The organism is Streptomyces sp. NPDC032745 (genome assembly GCF_055579465.1).
In genome coordinates, this window is the sequence record NZ_JBVING010000004.1 from 449,672 (window position 1) to 468,145 (window position 18,474).

At 73.3% G+C, this 18,474-nt stretch carries 15 protein-coding genes and 2 tRNA genes; 1 reads left to right on the forward strand and 16 read right to left on the reverse strand.

What is annotated here, in order from left to right:
• Positions 1 to 121 precede the first annotated feature (121 nt).
• From ACZ5WG_RS13325 to ACZ5WG_RS13345, 5 genes are all read right to left on the reverse strand, one after another.
• Positions 122 to 195 (reverse strand) — tRNA-Lys (locus ACZ5WG_RS13325).
• A 63-nt stretch (positions 196 to 258) separates the two neighbouring features.
• Positions 259 to 1,938, reverse strand: a complete 1,680-nt coding sequence (locus ACZ5WG_RS13330; protein WP_468722866.1) for an AMP-binding protein — start codon at positions 1,936 to 1,938, stop codon at positions 259 to 261.
• Positions 1,939 to 1,977: 39 nt separating this feature from the next.
• Positions 1,978 to 2,598, reverse strand: coding sequence for a lytic polysaccharide monooxygenase auxiliary activity family 9 protein (locus ACZ5WG_RS13335; RefSeq protein WP_468722868.1), 621 nt, complete (start codon positions 2,596 to 2,598; stop codon positions 1,978 to 1,980).
• 184 nt (positions 2,599 to 2,782) lie between these two features.
• Positions 2,783 to 5,611, reverse strand: a complete 2,829-nt coding sequence (locus tag ACZ5WG_RS13340; RefSeq protein ID WP_468722869.1) for an SPFH domain-containing protein — start codon at positions 5,609 to 5,611, stop codon at positions 2,783 to 2,785.
• Positions 5,608 to 6,936 carry a peptidoglycan-binding protein gene (locus ACZ5WG_RS13345; protein WP_468722871.1) on the reverse strand — a complete coding sequence of 443 codons (1,329 nt, stop codon included), beginning with the start codon at positions 6,934 to 6,936 and terminating at the stop codon, positions 5,608 to 5,610. The genes ACZ5WG_RS13340 and ACZ5WG_RS13345 overlap by 4 nt, the downstream gene beginning before the upstream one ends.
• Positions 6,937 to 7,164: 228 nt before the next feature.
• Here ACZ5WG_RS13345 and ACZ5WG_RS13350 point away from each other — a divergent pair.
• Positions 7,165 to 7,238: transfer RNA gene (locus ACZ5WG_RS13350), tRNA-Lys, on the forward strand.
• Positions 7,239 to 7,302: 64 nt separating this feature from the next.
• Here the strand turns inward: ACZ5WG_RS13350 and ACZ5WG_RS13355 are convergent.
• From ACZ5WG_RS13355 to ACZ5WG_RS13405, 11 genes are all read right to left on the reverse strand, one after another.
• Entirely contained in the window at positions 7,303 to 8,016 is a 714-nt protein-coding gene (locus tag ACZ5WG_RS13355) for a class F sortase (RefSeq protein ID WP_468722873.1), read from the reverse strand.
• 10 nt (positions 8,017 to 8,026) lie between these two features.
• Positions 8,027 to 8,680, reverse strand: coding sequence for a hypothetical protein (locus ACZ5WG_RS13360; protein ID WP_468722874.1), 654 nt, complete (start codon positions 8,678 to 8,680; stop codon positions 8,027 to 8,029).
• A 79-nt stretch (positions 8,681 to 8,759) separates the two neighbouring features.
• Entirely contained in the window at positions 8,760 to 9,539 is a 780-nt protein-coding gene (locus ACZ5WG_RS13365) for an HAD-IIA family hydrolase (RefSeq protein WP_468722875.1), read from the reverse strand.
• Positions 9,540 to 9,673: 134 nt separating this feature from the next.
• On the reverse strand, positions 9,674 to 11,209 hold the full coding sequence (locus tag ACZ5WG_RS13370) for an alkaline phosphatase family protein (protein WP_468722876.1): 1,536 nt from the start codon (positions 11,207 to 11,209) through the stop codon (positions 9,674 to 9,676).
• A 182-nt stretch (positions 11,210 to 11,391) separates the two neighbouring features.
• Positions 11,392 to 12,492, reverse strand: coding sequence for a 2-aminoethylphosphonate ABC transporter substrate-binding protein (locus ACZ5WG_RS13375; RefSeq protein ID WP_468722877.1), 1,101 nt, complete (start codon positions 12,490 to 12,492; stop codon positions 11,392 to 11,394).
• A gap of 26 nt (positions 12,493 to 12,518) precedes the next feature.
• Positions 12,519 to 13,316, reverse strand: coding sequence for an ABC transporter permease (locus tag ACZ5WG_RS13380; protein WP_468722878.1), 798 nt, complete (start codon positions 13,314 to 13,316; stop codon positions 12,519 to 12,521).
• Complete coding sequence (locus tag ACZ5WG_RS13385; protein WP_468722880.1) at positions 13,303 to 14,388, reverse strand: 2-aminoethylphosphonate ABC transporter permease subunit; 1,086 nt, start codon at positions 14,386 to 14,388, stop codon at positions 13,303 to 13,305. The genes ACZ5WG_RS13380 and ACZ5WG_RS13385 overlap by 14 nt, the downstream gene beginning before the upstream one ends.
• A complete protein-coding gene (locus ACZ5WG_RS13390; protein WP_468722881.1) occupies positions 14,385 to 15,458 on the reverse strand; it encodes an ABC transporter ATP-binding protein in 1,074 nt (357 codons plus the stop codon). Before ACZ5WG_RS13390 ends, ACZ5WG_RS13385 begins: the two co-directional genes overlap by 4 nt.
• Positions 15,455 to 16,156: a phosphonatase-like hydrolase gene (locus ACZ5WG_RS13395; protein WP_468722882.1), complete on the reverse strand. Its 702-nt coding sequence runs from the start codon at positions 16,154 to 16,156 to the stop codon at positions 15,455 to 15,457. Before ACZ5WG_RS13395 ends, ACZ5WG_RS13390 begins: the two co-directional genes overlap by 4 nt.
• Positions 16,157 to 16,161: 5 nt before the next feature.
• A complete protein-coding gene (locus ACZ5WG_RS13400; protein ID WP_468722884.1) occupies positions 16,162 to 17,283 on the reverse strand; it encodes a TIGR03364 family FAD-dependent oxidoreductase in 1,122 nt (373 codons plus the stop codon).
• Positions 17,284 to 17,442: 159 nt separating this feature from the next.
• A complete protein-coding gene (locus ACZ5WG_RS13405; RefSeq protein WP_468722885.1) occupies positions 17,443 to 18,207 on the reverse strand; it encodes a GntR family transcriptional regulator in 765 nt (254 codons plus the stop codon).
• Between the last annotated feature and the right edge of the window lie 267 nt (positions 18,208 to 18,474).

Sequence of the window (18,474 nt, forward strand, 5' to 3'; positions counted from 1 at the left end):
ACGGACGGGCGTTGCGGAGGGTCTTGCGGGCGGGTCTTGCAGGTTGGCGGGGCAGCGGGAGAGGAGCCCCGGAAACACTTCGGGCGGTTCCCGGTGAACCGGGAACCGCCCGAAGTACAGGTGCGCCGCCAGGGACTCGAACCCCGGACCCGCTGATTAAGAGTCAGCTGCTCTAACCAACTGAGCTAGCGGCGCCTGACAGAGAAAATACTACCTGCTCCTCAGGGGTGCTCAAAACCAATACCCGCGGCCCGTGGATCAGCGGTCCAGGAGCTCGCCGCGACCGTGGGCCTCGTACGCCGCCAGCAGACCGGAGAGGTCCGCCGGGCCCAGGAGGCGGTAGCCGGTGGTGCCCGGCGGGGACCACCAGACCGGGTCCGGGCAGCGGAAGCCGGAGCGGCGCAGGGCGACCCGGTGGACCTTGTTCGTCGCCGTGGTCGGCATGGACTCCACGATCCGGACGTAGCGCGGGGACATCTTCGTGCCCAGGTCCGGCTGGGCGGCCAGGAACGCGGAGAAGGCCTCCGGCGAGAACCGCTGCCCCTCCTCGAGGGCGACCGCCGCCATCACCTGGTCCCCGGCCGCCTCGTCCGGCACCGCGTACACGGCGACCGCGGCCGCCGGGGACCAGCGCGCCAGGATGTTCTCGATCACCGCCGCGGCGAGGTTCTCGCTGTCGACCCGCAGCCGGTCGTCGGTGCGGCCCGCGAAGTAGAGGAACCCGTCCGCATCCCGGAAGAAGAGGTCGCCGGTCCAGTACCAGCCCTCCCGGGTCCGGGCGGCCTCCGCCTCGGGGTTGCGCCAGTAGCCCTCGAACAGGCTCCGGCCGCGGTTGACCAGCTCGCCGATCGCCGCGGAGCCGTTGACGAGGCGGCCCTGCGCGTCCAGGACGGCCGGCGGGCACTCCGCGCCGGTCTCCGGATCGATCACGGCCAGGTCGTCTCCGGCCCCCGCCCGCCCCAGGGCGCCCGGCGGGGTGTCCGGGGTCCGCTGTACGGAGGCTCCGCCCTCGGTGGCCCCGTACCCCTCGACCAGCCGGACCCCGAACCGCTCGGCGAAGCGGGCCGCGTCCACCGCACCGGCCTCCGTGCCGAAGCCGAGGCGCAGGCTGTGCGAGCGGTCGTCGGGGCGGGGCTCGGTCGCGAGCAGGTACTGGACGGCCCGGCCGACGTAGGTGAAGTACGTCGCCCCGTACGCACGGACATCGGCCAGGAACGCGGAGGCGGAGAACCGGGGGCGCAGCGCCACGGACGCGCCCCCGGCGAGGGCGGGCAGCCAGTCGGCGATGACCGCGTTGCCGTGGAAGAGCGGCATGCAGATGTAGTGGACGTCGTCCGGGGTGACCGAGAACTGCCGGGCCAGGGAGTCGCCGGCGGCGGCGATCCGGCCCTGGCTGCACAGGGCCGCCTTGGGGGCGCCGGTGGAGCCCGAGGTGAAGTAGAGCAGGAAGCGGGAGCCGGGACCGGGGGCGGCGATCACCGCCTCGCCCGGCTTCGCGGCCGCGTACGGGGCGAGCAGCTCCGCGTACTCCTCGGTGCCGGTCACCAGGATCCGTACGCCCGGCAGGTCGAGCCCGCGCAGCAGCGGCAGGTGGGCGCGCTCGGTGACGAGGATCCGGCAGTCGGTGTGCAGGACGTCGCGCGCCAGCTCCGGGCCGCGCCGGGTGGGATTGATCCCGGCGACGGCGGCCCCGGCGAGGGCCGCCGCGCCGAGCCAGAACGGGAACTCGGGGGTGTTGTCGAGCAGCACCCCGATGTGCGGTTCGGCGTCCGCCGGCAGCAGGTCGACGAGCAGCGCGGCGCGCGCGGCGGCCTCCTGGGCGGTCCGGTGCCGGCTGAGGACGGCGGTGTGCGTGCTGCCGCCGTACTGCAGCCCGGGCCGGTGGTCGCCCCATTGGCGTGCGATGAGCTCCGCGACGGTTTCGGGTGTCGTCCGCATGCCGCCGGAGATTAGCTGACGTGCCGTCAGAATTGAAGGTCAGAACTGGACGTCGGAGCAGGCGTAGAAGGCCATGGGGGTGTCGTTGACCGTCCAGACGGCGAGGATCATGTGCCGGCCGGTCTTGCCGCCCGGCATGGCGCCCTGGTGGACGGTGGTCATGGCGGGCCGGGCGCCGTTGTAGGCGACGGTGAGGAAGGGCTGGGACTCGAGGGCGGCGCGGGTGAGGGGCTTGGTGGAGTCCCAGCCGTTCTTGGTGACGTAGTACTTGAAGTCGGTGGTGGAGTGGTTGGCGGTGAACTGCCACCGGAAGCCGTAGCTCTGCCCGCTGGTCACCTTGGTGGTGGGCCAGGCCCCGCCGCGCGGGTCGTCGAGCTGCGCGAACTCGCTGTGTCCGCCCGCGCATATCTGGCCGTCGGCCGGACCGGCGGCCGGGAAGCCCTTGTAGCCCTCGACGCTCTGCGGCTCCCACTGGATCGGGCCGCAGTCGGAGACCGTCTTGTTGGCGCAGAGCTTCTGGCGGCTGATGGGGGTGTCCGTGTAACCGTGACTGCTCGCGGTGGGGGCGGTGAGGAGCGCCAGGGAGGCGACGACGCCGAGGCCGAGCGCACCGGCGCCGGCTCGTCTGGGCAGGTGAACGGGCATGCGGATGGGACGCATGATGCTCCTTGAACGTGGGGGGAGTTCGGCGAGAGCGTGCGCACGCGTAGGGATTTAGGTCTAGACCAAGTACCAGACTATTGACGGGAGTTGGCCATGTCCAGACCAATGGGGGAACGGGTGGTCCGGTCGATTCCGGCCACCCGTTCCGTGCGCGCTGCGTCTCTTGCTCCGTTGCTCCGCCCTACTCCGGACGTCCCGTGTAGAAGGCGACGGTGAGGTCCTTCACGAGGGCCTTGCGCTCGTAGTCGTCGAGCTCGACCAGCCCGCGCGAGGTCAGCCGGTGGACGGTGTCGTCGACCGCGTCCACGATCGAGGTCAGCACCGTGTCCCGGTGCTTGGCGTCGATGGCCGCGACCCGGCGACGCCGCATGGCCTCGGCGACGTCGGGGGCGTACTCGATCCGGGTCGGCTGGGCCGAGTACACCTCGATCCCGACCGCCTCGGTCTCGGTCGCCAGCATCCGGGTCAGCGCGTCGCCGACGGCCTCGGCGTCGCGCAGCGTCGGGGCGTCCTCGTGGAAGGCGTCGGCGGGCAGCTGGGACAGGACCCGGGCCATCGCCGATTCGACCTGCTCGGCGAGGTAGTCGGTGTGGTCCTCGACGGCGAGGGTGGCCCGGGCGGTGTCCTTGACCTGCCAGACGACCTGGACGACGACCCGCAGGGCCAGGCCGCCGGAGTCCACGGCCGGCATGGGCTCGCTGCGCCAGTGCCGCAGCCGTACGTCGACGCGGCGGCGCAGCAGGAGGGGGCTGACCCAGGTGAGGCCGGTACGGCGGACCGTGCCGCGGTAGCGGCCGAAGAGGGTGAGCACCCAGGCGTGGCCGGCCTTGGCGCGGCCCAGTCCGCCGAGCGCGAGCAGCGCGACGATGCCGAGGAAGGCGAGCGGCGGCCAGTGCGTGGCGCGGAGCCCCTGGTAGGCGCGGGGCGTCGCACCGAACGCGGCCACGAAGGCGCCCGGGACCGCCCCGGCCCGCCAGAGCACCGCCAGGCAGCCCGCGAGGGCGAGCCCGCCGACGCCGACGCCGACCCAGCCGGGCAGCACCGGGCCACGGTGCTCCCGGAGCCGGTCGTCGCCGCGCGGGACCCGGCGGTCGGGGGCCGGGCGGGGGGCGCGGGGCCGCGGGGCCGCGGCGGGGGCCGGGGCCGCGGCTGGGGGCTGGGCCTGGGCCTGGGCTCGCCGGGACTCCCCGGCGAACGGCAGGTGCACCGGCACCTCGGTGACCGCGGCCCCGCGGACGGGCGCGATGCGGGGCAGGTCCTGCGTGCCGGGCTCCTCGCGCTCCGCCCCCATCCCGCGGGCCACGGCCTGCGCGACGATGTCCGCGACCGCGGGTCCGGGTACCCCGGCGCGGCCCGCCTCGGCCCCGGGCTCCGGCTCCGGGCCGTACGGCCCTGCGGGCCCTGCTTCGCCGTGCGCGTGCCCGTGGCCGTGCCCGTGCCCGTGCGCGTGCCCGTGCGCGGACTCGGAGGCGGTCTGGAGAGCGACTTGGCCGTACGCCGGAGCAGACTCGGGATCCGCCTCGTGGCCGGCCTGGCCGTGCGGGTGCGCGGGCTCGGCCTGGGGTCCGGCCACGCCGTACGCGTGCGCGCGGCCGTGCGCCGCGGGCCCGGGATCGGGCTCGGCCCTGGGGCCTGCGGGCGGCCGCGCCTCGCCGTACCGCTGCGCGGGGCTGTCCGTCACCGGCCCGGTCCCGGCGTCCGCCCCGGGACCGGCGGGCGGCCAGACCTGCCCGTGCGGGGGCAGGGGTTCGCCCCCGCCGTCGAAGACCCGCAGGCGCAGGGTGGCCACGCCCGTGTGCGCGGCCTCGTCCGGGCCGGGCCCCGCCGGGGCCGGTACGCAGACCAGCGGATCGGGTTCGAGGCCGTACGGGCCCCCGCCGGACTCGGCACGGTCGACGGCCCCGGCCAGTGCGGGCACCGGCTCGGCCCCGGCCCGGATCCGGGCCGCCGGGACCTCGCTCCGGGCGGCATCCGCCGCCGGGCGCCCGTGCGGCAGGGCCACCTCGCGGGGCACGGCCAGCAGCCTGGCCGGAGTACCGGCGACCCAGGCCCGGCCGCCGGACCGGTCCGGCCCGGCGGAATCCGCGACCACGGCGGCCACGCCCGCAAGCCCGGCCCCCGGACCGGCCTGGGCCGCGTACGGGAGCGGGTCGGCGGGCCGCGGAGGCTCGGCGGAAGGCTCGGCCCCCGGCACCGTCCCGGCCACGGCCGGAAGCCCGGCCGCCGGACCGGCCTGGGCCGCGTACGGGAGCGGGTCGGCGGGCCGCTGAGGCTCGGCGGAAGGCTCGGACCCCGGCACCGTCCCGGCCACGGCCGGAAGCCCGGCCGCCGGAGCGGCCTGGGCCGCGTACGGGAGCGGGTCGGCGAGCTGCGGGGCCTCGGCGCAGGGCTCGGCGCCCGCCCCCGCCGAGTACGGGGGCACGTTCGCCGCCGCGCCGGCCACCCGAGCGGCCTGCGCCGCGTAGGGCTGGACCGGATCCGCGGCCACGGCGGCTTCGGCCGAAGGCCCGGCTTCCGGACCGGCCTGCGCCGCGTATGGGAGCGGGTCGGCGGGCCGCGCAGGCAGGACGGAAGGCTCGGACCCCGGCACCGTCCCGGCCACGGCCGGAAGCCCGGCCCCCGGAGCGGCCTGCGCCGCGTACGGGAGCGGGTCGGCGGGCCGCGGAGGCTCGGCGGAAGGCTCGGACCCCGGCACCGTCCCGGCCACGGCCGGAAGCCCGGCCGCCGGAGCGGCCTGGGCCGCGTACGGGAACGCGGGCGGCGGGGGCTCGGCGGGAGCCCCCGCCGCAGCCGGATACGGGGGCGGGTTCGCCGCCGCGCCGGCCACCCGAGCGGCCTGCGCCGCGGGCGGCACCGGGTCCGTGGGGCGGGTGGGGTGGGGCGGGGTCGGGTACAGGTCGCCCGTGCCGCGCAGGGCCGGGGCGGTCGGGGGCGCGGCTGCCGCAGACGGTACGCGGAAGGTGCCCGTCGTCGAGGTGGTGTGCGTGGGGTACATCGTTGCCTCCGTCATGCGAACAGCCGGCGCCAGGTTTCCGGGCCCGGGTAGCCGTCGGCCGCGGCGCCGCGCCAGCCCTGGGCGCGCTGGAAGGCCTCGACGCTGCGGCGGTCGGCCTCGCTCCAGCGGGACCCGGGGCCGGACGGGTAGTTCTTGCCGAAGCCCTTCTTCACCAGCTGGCGGCCGAGAACGGCGATGAACGGGTGGGAGGACCCGGGGCGGAAGGCCGACGGGCCCGGATAGGCCGGCACCCCGGCGGGGCCCGGCGCGGCGTCCACCGTCGGCCGGATGTCGTTGCCCGTGTGTTCGACGAGCAGTTGCCAGGTGTGCGCGCCCGGGATCCCGTCGGCGTCCGTGCCCGTCCAGCCCTGCGCGCTCTGGAAGGCCTGGGTGGCCAGCCGGTCGGCGTCGCTCCACGCCGTGCTCGCGCCCTTGGGGTAGAAGCGACGGCCGCCCCGCTCGATCAGCATCCGGCCCAGCTGGGCGACGTACTCGTTGTTCGCGCCCGGGCCGAACTGCGTGGCGCCGGGGAAGACCGTGGGGACCGCCGGCTTCGGGTCGGTCGCCGGGTCCGGCTCCGTGATGCCGCCCGTCACCCCGTTGAACCGGTACGGCAGGTACTTCGTCGCGTTGCTCCAGTAGCCGTACGGGGTGGCCCCCTTCCGCGTGTTCGGGCGGGTCTGCTCGTACGCGACGTAGTGCGTGCGCGTCTCGTCGACCCACCCGCCGAACAGCACCACGTGCGAGCCGTTGGTCGGGTCCGACGGGTTGTGGAAGAGCAGCATGTCGCCCGGCAGCAGCTCCTCCTTGGTGATCTTGGTGGCGAATTTGTCGAGGCTGCCGGTCCACTCGTTCGTACCAAGGTTCCAGGCCATCGAGACGAAGCCGGAGCAGTCCTGCCGGTAGCCGTCGGACCAGTACGTGGACATGCTGTACGGGACCTTCGCGTCCAGCCACAGCTTCGCCCGCGTGATGATCGACGTCCGGTCGATGCGCTTGACCGCCGACGGCGCCCCGGGCGTGCCCGCCGGCTTCGCCGGGGCCGGGCGCCCGTGCAGCGGGGACCGGCCGCCCTGCGGGGAGCCGGGGGTGTCGAGGGAGACCGGCCCCGGGCCGGGCACCGGGGTGGCCGCCGCCAGTGCGGCCGAGCCGCCACCGCTCAGGACCACGCCCGCCGCGGTGGCCAGCACCAGCGCCCGGCGGGTCCCGCGGGCGGCCGGGTGGCCGCCGTCACGGAGCGGTATGGCCCGCGCGCGGGCGAGGGCGCGACGGCGCTGCGTACAGCCGGGGCAGGCGCAGTCGCCTGTGGGCTCGTACTCGTCGAAAACGGGCATCGGCATCGGTGCAGGCATCTGCACATGCGTCGGCGACTGGATCGTCATGCGGTTCCGTCCACTCCCCTGCTCGTCGCTGGTCCGGCGGGCCACACATCTGTCGGGGCATCAGATGCGGCTCGGCCCAGACATATCGTGCACGATAAACCCCTCAAACATGGGTTAATCGGACAAGGCGGGCGCGGCTGGTCACGAGCACCACTCGAGGTGGGGTAGAGTTTTCCCTGTCAGCAAGCGCCGCTAGCTCAGTTGGTTAGAGCAGCTGACTCTTAATCAGCGGGTCCGGGGTTCGAGTCCCTGGCGGCGCACAGACAAGGGAAAGCCCCTCGCAGCGAAAGCTGCGAGGGGCTTTTTCGTCGTGTCGCCCGGCCCTCACACGCCGGTCCCCGCACCTGCGCGCGTACCCGTACCCGTACCCGGCTTCGCGGGCGGGGTCGTGCCCGTCAGGTAGGCCGAGACGACCACGTTCGCCGTGTACTCCTTGGCCGCCTTGTCGTACGTTCCCCCGCAGGTCACCAGGCGCAGCTCGGCCCGGCCCGGGACCCGTGGGCCGTAGGCCCGGTGCGCGTCGAAGCGGGCCCGCTCGTAGACCCGTACGTCCTCGATCGTGAACTCGGCGACCGACCCGTCCATCCGCACCACCCGCACCGTGCCGCCCGGGCGCGCCGAGCTCAGGCCGTAGAACACCGCCGGCTTGGACGCCGTGTCCACGTGCCCGACCAGCAGCGCGGTCCCGGCCTCGCCCGGCTTGGCGCCGCCGCCCCACCAGCCGACCGTGCCGGGGCGGTCGAACGGCGGCGGCTCGATGGCGCCCTGGGCGTCGAGGCGCCGGGAGATCACGGGGGCCTGGATGCCCATCGCCGGCACGTCGACCCGCGCGGGTACGGACGCCGCCAGCGGTGTGTGCGCGACGGGCAGCCCCGGGGCCGGGATCGACGAGCCGCCGGCCAGTCCGGCGGACGGGCTCGGCGGGACGCCGGTGATCTCGCGGCCCCACAGCCACAGGCCGAGCACCAGCACGGACCACGCGGCGAAGGTCAGCAGCCGCCCGCCGCCGGAGGACCTGGGCTCCCCCGGGCCCGTCACCGGCGGGCCCTCACTCGCCGCTGCGGCGCCGGCGCAGCGTCAGCGCCCGGAACGCGACGGCCAGGGTGGCCGCGGCGGCGAGCACGGCACCGATCACGGTGTGCGGGAGGCCGGGGCCGTCGCCCCCGTGGTTCTTCTTGGCCGCCGCGGCCTGGTCCTGCGCCTGCGCCGCGAGCTCGGCGGACATGCCGCCGCCGCCCGCGTGGACCGGCCAGACGGGAGACTGGTGGGGGTTCGGCCGGTCGCGGTCCTTCTCACGGTCCTTCTCGCGGTCCTTCTCGCGGTCGTCGCGGCGGCGGACGACCTCGATGGAGCCCCGGACGCGGTCCTCGCCTCCGTCGCACTTCACCCGGATGTCGTGCCATCCGGGCTGGGCCTGGGAGCTGACCATCGCATCGCCCGTCAGCGTCTTGTCGCCGTCGCGGCCGGAGGACAGGTGGACTTCGGACACGAAGACGGCGGACTTGGCGGACGCCCATTTGTCCTCACACCCGCGGACGCGCAGCTTGACCTGCGCCCCCGGCTCGGCCTGGTGCGGATCGACCGAGACGCTGCCGCGGTTCTCCTCGCCCGCCGCGAGGGCGGTGGGCGAGGACACGGCGGTGAGCGCCGTCAGGGCGACGGCCACCCCGGTGGCACGGAGAGCGATCAGAGCACTGCGCATGGTGAACCTCCTCAACAAGGAGGTTCACGCGCTGCGCGGCGCTCCGCATCCGGAGCGCCGCGGGCTTGACCCGTTCGGATCAGACGAGATCGACCAGGTCGGCGATGGAAGCGACGGTCTTGGTCGGGCGGTACGGGAACTTCTCGGTGTCCTCGGCGGAGGTCAGTCCGGTCAGCACGAGGAAGGTCTGCATCCCGGCCTCGAGCCCGGCCAGGACGTCGGTGTCCATCCGGTCGCCGATCATCGCGCTGCTCTCGGAGTGCGCGCCGATGGCGTTCAGGCCGGTCCGCATCATCAGCGGGTTGGGCTTGCCGGCGAAGTACGGCTGCTTGCCGGTCGCCTTGGTGATCAGCGCGGCGACGGCGCCGGTGGCGGGCAGCGGTCCCTCGGTGGAGGGGCCGGTCTCGTCGGGGTTGGTGCAGATGAAGCGGGCGCCCGCGTTGATCAGCCGGACCGCCTTCGTCATCGCCTCGAAGCTGTACGTCCGGGTCTCGCCCAGGACGACGTAGTCGGGCTCGTGATCGGTCAGGATGTAGCCGATGTCGTGCAGGGCGGTGGTGAGGCCGGCTTCGCCGATGACGTACGCGGTGCCGCCCGGGCGCTGGTCGTCGAGGAACTTGGCGGTGGCCAGCGCCGAGGTCCAGATGTTCTCGACGGGGACGTCGAGGCCCATGCGGGACAGCCGGGCCTGGAGGTCGCGCGGGGTGTAGATGGAGTTGTTGGTCAGGACCAGGAAGGGCTTGCCGGAGTCGCGCAGCCGCTTGATGAAGGCATCGGCGCCCGGGATCGGGGTGCCTTCGTGGATGAGGACCCCGTCCATGTCGGTGAGCCAGGATTCGATCGGCTTGCGCTCTGCCACTGGACTGTTCTCCGCTCTCGGTGGCCGTACCTCTGACCTGTGACCGCCGACCTGTGGCCTGTGGTCTCTACCACCCTATCGGGGCCGGGCTGTGGACGACGAGGCCGTCCACAGCCCGGACCGCGGGGCCCGGATCAGCCGAGCTTGACGTTGTCGACGGTCCAGTACCAGTTGTTGGTGCCGGCGTAGCGGAAGCGGATCTGGACGTCGGTGGCGCCGGCCGGGACCTGGAGGGCCAGGGACTCCGCCCTGGCGACCGCGTCGGCGGTGTAGCTCTTGACGACCGTCGGCGTACCGCCGTTGTAGGAGACCAGGACCTGGGCGGTCTGGCCGGCCTCGTGGTGGTAGTGCGTCTGGAAGGTCAGGTTCTTCGTCGTGCCGCCGGTCACGGCCCACTTGGGGGTGATCAGGGTGGAGTCGTAGGAGCCGGTGTGGGACTTGTCGTCCCACTCGTCGGAGTCGGCGACGGCGAACACGTCACGGGAGCGGACGTTCAGCTCGCGCCACTGGTCGCGCTGGGCCTGGCTCCAGAACTCGTCGGTCGCGAAGGCCCAGCCGGCCCACTCGGTGACGCCGCCGGTGCCCATCTTGGAGTTGTCGACGGCCCAGCCGGCCGGCGGGGTGTGCGTGAAGCCCTTCACGCCCGCAGGGATGCCCGTCTCGTCCACGCGGCCCTGGAGGTTCGGCCGCAGGGTGTCGAACGGGTCGTTGTCGTCGGGGGCGTTCAGCGGGATGCCGTCGATCGCGGAGCCGGGGTTGACGCCGACCTGCGCGAGGGCGGTGGCCGCCACGTCGACGAGCTTGACGTCGGTGCGGACCGAACCGGCCGGGATGCCTGCGCCCTTGGCGATGACGAAGGTGCCGCGCTCCTGGATGGTGGAGCCGCCGTGGCCGCCCGCGTCGGTGTGCCCGTGGTCGGTGGTGACCAGGATCTTCCAGTTCTCCTGGGCGTACGTGGGCCGGTTCTGGACTGCGGTGAGCAGCTGGCCGACCATCACGTCGACGCGGCCGATCGCGTCGAGGTACTGCTGGCTGGCGGCTCCGTAGGAGTGCCCGGCGGAGTCGACCTGGCCGAAGTAGACGAAGGAGGCGTCCGGGTTCTGGCCCTGCAGCTCGGCGGAGGCCGCGGCGGCGATCTTCGGGTCCTCGGTGCCGTAGCCGTCGCGGTCGCCCTTGAGGCTGAGGCGCTTGTCGACCTTGGCGGAGAAGATCGGGCCGCCCGCGTCGGTGGAGGTGATGGGCTCCCAGTCGGCGGCCGCGTACGTGTTGAGCGTCGGCTTGGCGTTCTCGATGCGGGTCAGGAAGTCCGGGTAGGCCGTGTAGTTCTTGCCGGTGAAGGAGTTGTCCTTCACGCCGTGCTTGTCGGGCCAGACGCCGGTGGCGATGGTGGACCAGCCGGGGCCCGAGGAGGTGGCGGCCATCGGGTTCGCGTACAGGGTGCTCTTGGCGGTCAGCCCCTGGGCCATCAGGCCGTTCAGGTTCGGGGCGTTGGCGGCCTTGGCGCGGTCGAGGACCACGCCGTCGATGCCGATGACGAGCACCTTGTCGGTGGTGGCCGCCGTGGCCGCGGCCGTTTCGGCGGTGGCGGTGTGCGTACCGAGGGCGGTGGCGAGCAGGGCCGTGGCGGTGGCGGTCACGGCGAGGGCGCGTCCTGACAGGACAGTGGGCACGTACTCCTCCGGGAGTAATCGTGGGGAAGGCGCAGGTGGACTTGCATGGGGGCGTACCTGAGGGCGTACGCCGGGACGTGCGCGTGGACGTGCGCCGGGCCCGGACCGAAGGTGCGGTCTTCGGTCCAGACCCGTTATGCAAGCGTCACTTTCCTGGTCGTGGGTGACCAGGAGGCAACCAGTCAGCTTCCGGTTGCCGACTTCCACGCGTCCACGTAGCCCGCGAGGTTCTTGTCGATGTCGGCCCAGTCCGGCTCGAAGACCTCGACACCGCTCATCAGCTTGGTGAGTTCGACGGCGTTGGCGTCGGTCGGCTTGACGTCGGTGCGCGCGGGGAAGCCGCCGCCGACCTCGCTGACCAGCTTCTGGGCGTCCTCGCTGAGCAGGTAGTCGAGGAGCTTCTTGCCGTTCTCGGTGTGCGGGGCCTTGTCCACCAGGCCGGCCGCGTACGGGAGGGCGAAGGTGGTCGGCTTGCCGCCGTCCTTGGCGGGGAACCAGATGCCCAGGTTCGGCATGGACTTGGACTGCGCGAAGTTCATCTGGACGTCGCCGTTGGCGACGAGCAGCTCGCCCTTGTCGGTCTTCGGCGCGAGCTTGCTGGTGGAGGAGGACGGGCCGACGTTGTTGGCCTGGAGCTTCTTCAGGTACTCCAGCGCCGGCTCCTTGCCGCCGAAGTCGTGCATCGCCTTGATGAGGACGGCGGTGCCGTCGCCCGCGACCCCCGGGGTGGAGTACTGGAGCTTGCCCTTGTACTTGCCGTCCAGCAGCTCCTCCCAGGTCTTGGGCGCCTCGGCGAGCTCCTTCTTGTTGTAGACGAAGCCGAAGTAGTTGTTGACGACCGAGGTCCACTTGCCGTCGGCGGCCTTGTTCGCCCCGTTGACCTTCTCGGACCCCTGCGGCTTGTAGGCCTGGAGCAGGCCCTTGCCGTCCGCCTGCTGGATGAACGGCGGCAGGGTGACCAGTACGTCGGCCTGGGTGTTGGTCTTCTCCCGGACGGCGCGCTGCACCATCTCGCCCGAGCCGCCCTCGACGTACTTGACCTCGATGCCGGTCTTCTTCGTGAACTCGGCGAAGACCTTGTCGTACCAGCCGTCGCCCTTGTCGCTCTTGAGACCGTCGGCGCTGTAAACGGTGACGATCTTCTCGCCGCCGCCCTTGGACCCGTCGGAGGACGAGCCGCCGCAGGCGGTGAGGCCGGCGGCGAGGGCGAGGCTGCCGGTGACGGAGGCGGTGATGCGCAGGACGCGGCGGCGGTTGCTGGCGGTTCTGAGGTAGCTGGACATGGAACTTCCTTACCGGGAAAAGGGAGTCAGCGGTACGTGGCTCTGGTGCGTATGCGGGAGACGGCCAGGAGGACCAACAGGGTGGCGGCCATCAGGACCACGGCGACGGCGGAGCCGCCGAAGAGCGAACCGCGGTCGGTGGCGGTGAAGATCCGGACCGGGAGGGGCATCCAGTCCGGCGGGTAGAGCATCATCGTGGCGCTCAGCTCGCCCATGGACAGGGCGAAGCAGAGTCCGGCGGCCGCCGTCAGGGACGGCAGCAGGAGGGGGAGTTTGACCCGCCACAGCACGTACGCGGGACGGGCGCCCAGGGAGGCCGCCGCCTGTTCGTACGCGGGGTCGAGACGAACGATGGCGGCCGAAACCGACTGATAGGCAAACGCCGTGACAAGAATCGTGTGCGCCAGGATCACGATTGAGCTGGTGCCGTTGAGCAGCAGCGGGGGCTTGCTGAAGGCGACCAGGACGGCAAGGCCGACGACCACGGACGGCACGGCGACCGGCAGCATGAACAGGGCGTCCAGGGACCGCTTTCCGCGTCGCTTCAACCCGGCGGCGGCCAGCGCGGCCCAGGTGCCGACGGTGAGCGCGAGCAGGCTGGCGACGAGGGCGGTCACCAGCGAGGTGGTCAGCGCCTGGAGGGATTCGCCCTGTACGGCGGAGGCGTAGTTCCCGGTGGTCGGGCCGGAGGGGAAGGCGCCGGACCAGTGGGTGGAGAAGGACGCGGCCACCACGACGAGCAGCGGCAGCGCGAAGAGGGGGAGGAAGAGGAGCCCGAACAGGCACCACGCGGCCCAGCGGCCGGTCCTGCTATGCACCAGCACGCTTGCTCACCACCCGGTAGAGGCCGAACAGGCCGACGGAGATCGCGATGTTGACGACGGCGACCACGCATGCGGCCGAGTAGTCGGATTCGAGTATCGCCTTGCCGTAGATGAGCATCGGCAGCGTGGTGACGTCCTTGGCTCCGGTGAACAGGACGATCCCGAACTCGTTGAGGCACATGACCAGGACGAGGCTGCCGCCGGCGGCGAGCGCCGGAAGGGCCTCGGGGAGGATCACCCGCCGGATGATCCGGGCGGGCTTCGCCCCGAGCGAGGAGGCCACTTCGAGCTGGGCCGTGTCGAGTTGGGAGAAGGCGGCGAGCAGCGGGCGCATCACGAAGGGCGTGAAGTACGTGATCTCCGCGAGCAGTACGCCCCAGGGGGTGGTGAGGAAGTGGAACGGACCGTCGGCGGCACCGGTCACGTCGGTCCAGAGCCCGTTGGCCATGCCGACGGTGCCGTAGATGAAGAGCAGGGCGAGGGTGATGAGGAAGGAGGGGAAGGAGAGGAAGACGTCGATGAACTTCGCGACGCCGCGCGCCCCGGGGAACGGGACGAAGGCGATGATCAACGCGAGCGCGAAGCCGAGGACGAGGCAGCCGACGGTGGCACCGGCGGCCAGCCAGACCGTGGTTCCGAGCGCCTCGCGGAAGGCGTGGGAGCGGAAGACGGAGGCGTAGGCGTCGAAGGCGCCGCCGCCGTTCTCGGGGGTGAGGGACTGCTGGACGACCAGCGCGAGGGGGTAGAGGAAGACCAGCGCGAGCACGGCCACGGGCGGTACGGACCAGAGCCAGCGCGGGACGCCACGCGGCCCCCGCCCGGCGCCGTTCCCCAGCGGGGCGCCGTTCCCCTGCGGGGCGCCGTTCCCCTGCGGGGTGCGGGAGCCTGACGGGGTGGTGCCGTGGCCGGCCGTGGTGCCGTTCTGCGGGCGGCGGCCGGACAGCGCGGGCGCTTGCGGCGCCGCCGCGGGAGCGCCCTGCGGGATGCCCGGCGTGGCCTCGGTGTGCTCCGGGGTCCGGGTGCCCGGTGGATGCGCTGTTCGCCGCCCGTCCAGGCGCGGGGCCTCAGTCATCCGACACCCTCCCCCTGGCTACCGCCGGGGGGACCCCCAGCTGCCAGCAGCACCGCGTCCCGCGGTTCGAAGTGCAGCGTCACCGTGTCGCCCAGCGCGGGCGTCTCGCGCAGCTCCGGCAGGTCCGCCTTGACGCGGTGGCCGTCGACGTCGACGTACAGCCGGTGCGTCGAGCCCCGCCACTGCACCTCGGCGATCGTGCCGGTCAGCGCGTTGGGCCCGGCCCCGAGGCCGAGCAGGTGCGGCCGTACGCACAGCGTCGCGCTCGCGCCCGGCGCGGCCTGTCCGCGGTCCAGCTGCAGCGCCCGCCCCGCGAAGAGCGCCCCCGAGTCCGCGACGGTGACCGGCAGCAGGTTGGCGTTGCCGACGAACGACGCGGTGAACTCGGTGCGCGGCGCCCGGTACAGCTCCTGCGGAGTGCCGCAGTCCTGCAGCCGCGCCTTGTCCATGACCGCGATCCGGTCGGCGAGGGTCAGCGCCTCCACCTGGTCGTGCGTGACGTACAGAATCGATACGTCGGGCAGTTCGCGGTGCAGCCGGGCAAGTTCGGCGAGCATCCCGGAGCGCAGCTGCGCGTCGAGCGCGGACAGCGGCTCGTCGAGCAGGAGCACCCCGGGCCGGATCGCCAGCGCGCGGGCGATCGCCACGCGCTGCTGCTGTCCGCCGGAGAGCTCGCGCGGGTAGCGCTTGGCGTACGCCGCCATCCCGGTCATCTCCAGCGCCTCGGCGACGCGCCCCGGGATCTCGGCCTTGGGGGCCTTCTGCGCCTTGAGGCCGAACGCCACGTTGTCCTCCACCCGCATGTGCGGGAAGAGCGCGTACTGCTGGACGACCATGCCGATGCCGCGCTTGTGCGGCGGGAGCGCGGTGACGTCCCGGCCGCCGATCAGCACCCGGCCGGCGGCGGGCCGTACGAAACCGGCGACCGCGCGCAGCGCCGTGGTCTTGCCCGAACCGGAGGGGCCGAGCAGCGCCATGACCTCGCCCTGCTCGACGGTCAGGTCGAGCCGGTCCAGCACGGTGGCGGCGCCGTAGGCGACGCTGACCCCCTCGAAGCGGATGCCGCTCACGCCGACTCCAGCAAGGTCGTGGGCAGTTCGGCGATCGAGTCGAGGACGTGGGTCGCGCCGTGCTCGGTGAGCGCGGCGAGGTCGTGGGCGCCGGTGAGGACGCCGGCCACGATCCCGGCGCCGGAGCGGCGGCCGCTGAGCATGTCGTACGCGGTGTCGCCGGCGACCACGACCTCCCGTACGTCGTCGGCGGCGCCGGTGCGCAGGAACGCGGCGAGCACCATGTCGGGGTAGGGCCGGCCGCGGCCGCCCGCGTCGGCGGGGCAGAGGGTGAGGTCGGCCAGGCCCTGCCAGCCGAGGGCGTCGAGGATGGCGTCCTGGGTGACGCGGGCGAAGCCGGTGGTCAGGACGACGGTGCGGCCGTCGGCCCGGAGCTTCTCGATGGCCTGGCGGGCGCCGGGGATCGGGGCGATGAGCCCGCCGTCGACGAGCTCGCCGTACGCCTCCTCGAAGGCGGAGTTGGCGCGCTGGGCCATCTCCTCCGTGCCGAAGAGGTGGCGGAAGACGGAGATCTTCGACTCGCCCATGGTGTCGCGGACGTACTGGAGCTTGGCCGCGTGGTCGGCGGTGCCGGGCTCGACGCCGAGGCGTTCGGCGGCGCGCTCGAAGGCGCGCTCGACGAGGCCGCCGTCGGCGACGGTGGTGCCGGCCATGTCGAGGACGACCAGGCCGTGGGACGTGTGATTCGCGTTGCTCATGTTCTCTACCAGCCCAGTTCGTTCGCGGTGGTCTCGGCTATGGCGGGCGAGCAGGTCATCCCGCGGCCGCCGGGTCCGGTCACCAGCCATACGCCGTCGGCCACCTGCTGGCGGTGGACGACGCGGGTGGTGTCGGTGCACTGCGCGTACACGCCCGCCCAGCGGCGCCGGATCTCGGGCAGCGGGCGGCCCAGGAAGGACTCGACGACCTCGGTGAGGTACGCGTACGGGTCCTCGAGGGTGTCGAACGCGAAGGGGTGCTCGTACTCGTGGGTGTCGCCGATGGTCAGTCCGCCGTCCTGGCGCTGGACCATCAGCAGCTGCATCTTGTGCGCGGCGGCGATCGGCGCCTGCGCCTGCCCGGCGTTGAGGGCGTCGAGCGCGTCGCTCTTGTACGCGGGGTAGTAGCGGAAGCTGTCGGCGTCCGCGATGGAGGTGGTGAGCTTCTCGCCGAGCGGGGCGGTCTGCATCATCTGGAGCCGGACGCGGCGCACGGGCAGGTCGGGGACCAGCTCGCGGACGAGTCCGGACAGCCAGGCTCCGGTGGCGAGGACGACGGCGTCGCCCTGGTGGACGTCGCCGTGGTCGTCGCGGACGGCGCCGTTGCCGACGACCTCGCGCACCTCCCGTCCGGGCAGGAAGGTGTACCGGCCGCTCGCCCGGAGGGCCTCGCGCAGGTGGAGCTGGGCGGTGCGCGGTTCGACGGCCGCGTCCCGCTCGCACCACAGGGCGGCCTCGAAGGCGCCGCGCAGGGCGGGGTTGATCTCCCGCGCCTCTTCGGCGGTGACCAGTTCGTAGCCCCGGGCGGCGGCGTCGGGGCGGGCGGCGGCCGCCTCGGCGACCGCGTACTCGCGGGCGTTGCGGACCGGGGTGAGGGAGCCGATCGCGCGGAAGCCCAGGCCGGGCACCTCCGCGCCGATCCGCTCCCAGAGCTCGCGGGCCCGCAGGGCGGTCTCGAGCTCCTCGCCCCCGGCCCGTCCGCTGACCCAGATCTGGCCGAAATTGCGCAGTGACGCGCCTCTGGCCTCCGCCTCTCGCTCGATCTGGACGACCTCGTGGCCGCGTTCGACTGCTTGCCAGGCGTGCATGGTGCCGACCACGCCGCCTCCGACGACTATGACTCTCACGCGCTCCACGGTGGTCGCGGCCCGTGGACCGGGGGGATCGCGGTGGCAACGGGACGGTGAACAGCCCTCGACGCTTGGACTAGACCCGTTACCGTCTCGTGATCTGCATGGGGCTTGAATACGCCCCTTTTCGGCGCCTTGGCGGTGATCCGCTGGCGGCTACTCGGGGCGCAGGTGGGTCGTGAAGCTGAACCGGTCACCACGGTAGAGCGAACGCACCCGCTCCAGCGGACGCCCGTCCTGGTCCCGGGAGAACCGGTGGATGAGCAGCATGGGGAGGGCCGGCGGGGTGCCGATCAGCAGGGCCTCGCGGGGGGTCGCGAGGACGGTCTCCAGCTTCTCGTCGGCGTCCCCGAACGAGATCCCGAGCCGGTCGAGGAGGTACCCGTAGAAGGAGGAGTCCGGCTGGAATTCGGTGTCGAGGCGGGGCGCCCGCGCCACTCGGATGTACGTGCTCTCCAGGCCCACCCGCTCGTCGTCGGCGAGCAGGACGCGCTCGAGGTGCCAGACGGGCTCGCCGGGCTCGGCGCCGATGCCGGGGGCCAGCTCGGGCGGGCAGGGGAACTGCTCGAGCCCGATGAGGTTACGGCCGGGCCTGCGGCCCTGGCGCCGTACGCCCTCGGTGTAGCTCGCGAGGGAGAGGGGCTGTTCGAGCTTCGGACCGGCGACGACGGTACCGCGGCCGGAGCGGCGGAGCCGGCCCTCCAGGAGCAGCTCGCGCAGGGCCTGCCGCACGGTCTCGCGGGACACCTCGTACCGCTCGGCGAGATCCCGCTCGGTGGGCAGCAGCCCGCCCTCGCCGAGGTCGTTGAGGAGGTCGGCGATGAGGGCCTTGACGGCGTAGTACTTGGGGATGCGGCCGTGCTCCGGAATCCCGGACCGAACGGCCGAGCCGGGTCGGTGATGCAGGTTCTGTTCTTCCACCCTCGGACTGTACGCGGACGGGGTGTACGCAGATCAGCGCGACGGGATACGGGGGGGTGGGCGGGGCGCGGGTGCCGGTGATACCCGGCGAGCCGGGGCCGGGGGTCCCGGCGGGCCCGGGGTGCCGGCGGGCCCGGGGTCCCGGCGGGCCCGGGGTACCAGCGGGCCCAGGGTGCCGGGGCCGGGGGTACCAGCGGGCCCAGGGTGCCGGGGATACCCGGCAGGCCCAGGACACCCGGCAAGCCCGGGGTATCCGCGGCGGCCGGG

Bases quoted from the DNA above. Each gene is read 5' to 3' on its own strand.
- ACZ5WG_RS13330 (WP_468722866.1), bottom strand. From the start codon at position 1,938: ATGCGGACGACACCCGAAACCGTCGCGGAGCTCATCGCACGCCAATGG.
- ACZ5WG_RS13335 (WP_468722868.1), bottom strand. From the start codon at position 2,598: ATGCGTCCCATCCGCATGCCCGTTCACCTGCCCAGACGAGCCGGCGCC.
- ACZ5WG_RS13340 (WP_468722869.1), bottom strand. From the start codon at position 5,611: ATGACGGAGGCAACGATGTACCCCACGCACACCACCTCGACGACGGGC.
- ACZ5WG_RS13345 (WP_468722871.1), bottom strand. From the start codon at position 6,936: ATGCCGATGCCCGTTTTCGACGAGTACGAGCCCACAGGCGACTGCGCC.
- ACZ5WG_RS13360 (WP_468722874.1), bottom strand. From the start codon at position 8,680: ATGCGCAGTGCTCTGATCGCTCTCCGTGCCACCGGGGTGGCCGTCGCC.
- ACZ5WG_RS13375 (WP_468722877.1), bottom strand. From the start codon at position 12,492: ATGTCCAGCTACCTCAGAACCGCCAGCAACCGCCGCCGCGTCCTGCGC.
- ACZ5WG_RS13385 (WP_468722880.1), bottom strand. From the start codon at position 14,388: ATGACTGAGGCCCCGCGCCTGGACGGGCGGCGAACAGCGCATCCACCG.
- ACZ5WG_RS13395 (WP_468722882.1), bottom strand. From the start codon at position 16,156: ATGAGCAACGCGAATCACACGTCCCACGGCCTGGTCGTCCTCGACATG.